This is a genomic window from Halanaerobium sp. MA284_MarDTE_T2, assembly GCF_003337245.1.
In the GTDB taxonomy this organism is placed as follows: Bacteria; Bacillota; Halanaerobiia; order Halanaerobiales; family Halanaerobiaceae; genus QPJE01.
The window spans coordinates 2501-5609 of record NZ_QPJE01000049.1; the positions used below are offsets into that span (position 1 = coordinate 2501).

Sequence of the window (3109 nt, forward strand, 5' to 3'; positions counted from 1 at the left end):
TGAACAAGTACCGTGAGGGAAAGGTGAAAAGAACCCCGGGAGGGGAGTGAAATAGAAACTGAAACCGTAAGCTTACAACAAGTAGGAGGACTATTAGAAAGTCTGACTGCGTACTTTTTGTATCACGGACCGGCGAGTTATTGACCGTAGCGGAAGGTTAAGCCAGAAAGGTGAAGCCAGAGCGAAAGCGAGTCTTAAGAGGGCGGGAGTTATGGTTAATAGACCCGAAACCGAGTGAACTATCCATGGCCAGGATGAAGCGGGTGTAAGAGCCTGTGGAGGTCCGAACCCACTTATGTTGAAAAATGAGGGGATGAGCTGTGGATAGGGGTGAAAGGCCAATCGAACTCGGAGATAGCTGGTTCTCCTCGAAATAGCTTTAGGGCTAGCCTCAGAGTAAGGTAGATGGTTGTAGAGCACTGATTGGACAAGGGGCCCAACAAGGTTACCAAATCCATTCAAACTCCGAATGCCATTTAAAGATCTCTGGGAGTCAGACTGTGGGGGATAAGCTTCACAGTCAAGAGGGAAAGAGCCCAGACCACCAGATAAGGTCCCAAAGTATATGCTAAGTGGAAAAGGAAGTGAGATCGCACAGACAACCAGGATGTTGGCTTAGAAGCAGCCATTCATTTAAAGAGTGCGTAATAGCTCACTGGTCAAGCGGTTTTGCGCCGAAAATGTAACGGGGCTAAAGCATATCACCGAAGCTGTGGATTCTGGAGGTTGGAGGTTAGAGGTTGGAAGTTAGTTAAAGATGGTGAAAAAATGATAAAAAGCTATAAAGATTTAAAAGTATACAAAAAAAGTTATAGCCTGGCATTAGAAATACATCAACTAACTCAACATCTACCAGAGACTGAGAGATATGAATTAGGAAGTCAAATGAGAAGAGCAGCAATTTCAATACCTTTTAGAGGTTAGAAGTTAGAGGTTGGAAGTTAGAAAAACCAACTTAAACTTCAATTTCTAAAAAAGCTGAAAAACTTCTTGAAAGATATGATATATTGGGAAGACAACTTAACACCATGATAGATAAATGGTTTTGAACTTTCCAACTTCCAATTTCTAATCTCCAACTTCTAGAGTGGTAGAGGAGCATTGTGTACGGGAAGAAGCTGTACCGGAAGGAGCAGTGGACTGTACAGAAGAGAGAATGCCGGTATGAGTAACGAAAAAAGGAGTGAGAATCTCCTTCGCCGAAAGTCTAAGGATTCCTGAGGAAGGTTCGTCCGCTCAGGGTTAGCCGGGACCTAAGCCGAGGCCGAAAGGCGTAGGTGATGGATAATCGGTAGAGATTCCGATGCTGCTTTAAATTGCTGGAGCGAAGTGGTGACGCGGTAAAGAGAGTGGAGCATGCGACTGGAGGAGCATGTATAAGCTAAAGAGGTAGGATAAGGAGGGAAATCCCTTTATCCGTTAATACCTTTTAGTGATATGGAGCCAAGAGGGGTGAAGCCACAGGATAAATCGCCAAGAAAACCCACTAGTGAGATTTAAAGCACCCGTACCGCAAACCGACACAGGTAGACGGGAAGAGAATTCTAAGGCGCGCGAGAGAACCCTTGTTAAGGAACTCGGCAAAATGACCCCGTAACTTCGGGAGAAGGGGTACCCATTAGCATTAGCTAGTGGGTCGCAGTGAAAAGATCCAAGCGACTGTTTAGCAAAAACACAGGTCTCTGCTAAGTCGTAAGACGAAGTATAGGGGCTGACGCCTGCCCGGTGCTGGAAGGTCAAGGAGAAGGCTTAGTGCTAGCCACGAAGGTCTGAACCTAAGCCCCAGTAAACGGCGGCCGTAACTATAACGGTCCTAAGGTAGCGAAATTCCTTGTCGGGTAAGTTCCGACCTGCACGAATGGCGTAACGACTTGGATGCTGTCTCAACAAGGGACTCGGTGAAATTAAAATGCCTGTGAAGATGCAGGCTACCTGCGACAGGACGGAAAGACCCCGTGGAGCTTTACTGCAGCCTGATATTGGGTTTTGGTGTAGAATGTACAGGATAGGTGGGAGACAAAGAAGCTGGCATGCTAATGTCAGTGGAGTCGCTGGTGGGATACCACCCTTTCTACAGCGGGATTCTAACTGGAGGCCATAAACTGGTCACAGGACATTGTCAGGCGGGCAGTTTGACTGGGGCGGTCGCCTCCCAAAAAGTAACGGAGGCGCTCAAAGGTTCCCTCAGTGCGGATGGAAATCGCACGGAGAGTGTAAAGGCAGAAGGGAGCTTAACTGAGAGACAAACAGGTCGATCAGATACGAAAGTAGGACTTAGTGATCCGGCGGTATAGAGTGGAATTGCCGTCGCTCAACGGATAAAAGTTACCCCGGGGATAACAGGCTTATCTCCCCCAAGAGTTCACATCGACGGGGAGGTTTGGCACCTCGATGTCGGCTCATCGCATCCTGGAGCTGAAGCAGGTTCCAAGGGTTGGGCTGTTCGCCCATTAAAGCGGTACGCGAGCTGGGTTCAGAACGTCGTGAGACAGTTCGGTCCCTATCCGTCGCAGGCGCAGGATACTTGAGGAGAGCTGTCCCCAGTACGAGAGGACCGGGATGGACACACCGATGGTGTACCAGTTGTTCCGCCAGGAGCACAGCTGGGTAGCTAAGTGTGGCAAAGATAAGCGCTGAAAGCATCTAAGCGTGAAACAGACTCCAAGATAAGGTATCCCACTGTCTGGAGGTTAGAGGTTAGAAGTTAGATGGTTGGGAAGATAATTAGATTAAAAGTTGAGGCATCCAACTATTAATTTCCAGCTTCCAATCTCCAGACAGGTAAGATCCCTTAAAGAAGATAAGGTAGATAGGCCGGAGGTGGAAGTGCAGCAATGTATTAAGCTGACCGGTACTAATAGATCGAGGGCTTAATCATATATACTTTCTGTGTGTATTTTTGAATGTGTTTAAAATTTAATATTTCCGGTGGTAATTGCGGAGGGGAAACACTTGTATCCGACGGACAAGGAAGTCCTAGTGCCCTGAGGGGCACAGGATGTGCCGGGTCCGAAGGGCCCATTTCGAACACAAAAGTTAAGTCCTCAAGCGCCTATGGTACTGCACTGGTAACGGTGTGGGAGAGTAGGTCACTGCCGGATCCTTTTTT

Annotated in this window: 2 rRNA genes (1 of these 2 only partly in view); both read left to right on the top strand. The window is 47.7% G+C overall.

The features are described 5' to 3' along the window. A 23S ribosomal RNA gene (locus DFR78_RS11630) occupies positions 1-2878 on the top strand; it begins 526 nt to the left of the window's first position. Positions 2879-2924: 46 nt separating this feature from the next. Next, positions 2925-3101 (top strand): 5S ribosomal RNA (rrf, locus tag DFR78_RS11635). Positions 3102-3109: the final 8 nt, after the last annotated feature.